Origin of the sequence: Mesorhizobium sp. M7D.F.Ca.US.004.01.2.1, from assembly GCF_003997785.1 — a bacterium.
Taxonomy (GTDB): domain Bacteria; phylum Pseudomonadota; class Alphaproteobacteria; order Rhizobiales; family Rhizobiaceae; genus Mesorhizobium; species Mesorhizobium loti.
Genome location: NZ_RZRQ01000657.1, coordinates 1 through 1,299, shown reverse-complemented (window position 1 = coordinate 1,299; position 1,299 = coordinate 1). Strand labels below are relative to the sequence as shown.

The following is a 1,299-nucleotide window of genomic DNA, read 5'->3' as shown; positions in this document are numbered from 1 at the left end:
CCCCAGCCCAGCCCCTCGCGCATCAGAATATGCTTGGTGCGCACATCCGTCAGCCGCCAGGTGCGGTAGGCGAAGACACCGAAGTCGCGTCCCTTGGTACGCTCGGACTGGTCGGTGACGACGAGCTGGGTGTGTTCACGCGCATCCTCGAGCGCCACCGGCTTCGGCAGCAGCGCCAGCGGATGGCTGGGCGCGGCAGCCAGCACGATCGACATGAAGCCGATGCGCACAAGATGCACGTCGACCTCGCCCAGCAAGCCGCCAATGCCGAGATCGGCCTGTCCGTTGACGACGTGATCCGGGATAAGGCCGAGCGAGCCGATATGCAGGCGCAGCATCACTGTCGGAAACTGCGCCTCGAATGCCTTCAGCACCCGCACCAGCACCGGCGAAGGCAGCGACGCATCGACCGACAGCGCCACTTCCGCCTCCAGCCCGTGATGGTGGCCATCGACCCGCGAGCGCATGCGCTGCAGCACGCCGACCATGCGCCGCGCGTCCTCCAGCATCGCCCGGCCGATCTCGGTCAGTTGCGGCTCGCGCGTGCCCTCGCGCTCGAACAGCTTCAGTCCAAGCTGCGCCTCGAGATTGGCGATGCCATAGCTGATAACGGACTGCGCCCGGTTGAGCTTGCGGCCGGCGGCCGAGAAACTGCCGGCTTCAGCGACCGTCACAAATATCTGAAGTTGGTCGAGCGTCGGGTTCGGCTGCATTGCTGTATCTATTTTATTGATGGATCGTATAGAAAATATACCAGTTTATCGAATGGGTCGATAGCCCCATATGTGGCGGGACAATTCAATTCCACTGGAGAGACCCGCTATGTCCATTCTTCTTGTAACGTCGAGCCCGCGCGGCGCTGCCTCGCACTCAACCCGCATCGCCACCGAATTCGCCGAGAAGCTGCTTGCCGCCGACCCGTCGAACACGCTTGTCGTGCGCGACCTCGTCGCCAACCCGCTGCCGCATATCGACGCCGATTATGCCAGCGGCATCTACACGCCTGTCGAAGCCCGCACGCCCCGCCAGGCTGAAGTCGTCGGCGTCTCCGACGTCGCGCTCGACGAACTGTTCGCCGCTGATACGGTGATCCTCGCCACCGGCTTCATCAACTTCAACATCTCTTCGACGCTGAAGTCCTGGGTCGATCACATCGCCCGTTCCGGCAAGAGCTTTGCCTATGGCGAGAACGGCCCCAAGGGCCTCGTCACCGGCAAGAAGGTCTATATCGTGCTGGCTTCCGGCGGCATCTATTCGGAAGGCGCTGCCGTACAGTTCGATCACGCCATTCCCTACCTG

Annotated in this window: 2 protein-coding genes; one reads left to right on the top strand and one right to left on the bottom strand. The window is 62.8% G+C overall.

All coding sequences use genetic code 11. The features are described 5' to 3' along the window. Positions 1-713, bottom strand: a 713-nt coding sequence (locus EN993_RS35935) for a LysR family transcriptional regulator (RefSeq protein ID WP_164758061.1), incomplete at its 3' end; no start/stop codon positions are given. A gap of 109 nt (positions 714-822) precedes the next feature. On the opposite strand from EN993_RS35935, the gene EN993_RS35930 reads away from it, so the two are divergent. Continuing rightward, on the top strand, positions 823-1,299 hold a 477-nt coding region (locus EN993_RS35930), incomplete at its 3' end, for an NAD(P)H-dependent oxidoreductase (RefSeq protein WP_127266252.1).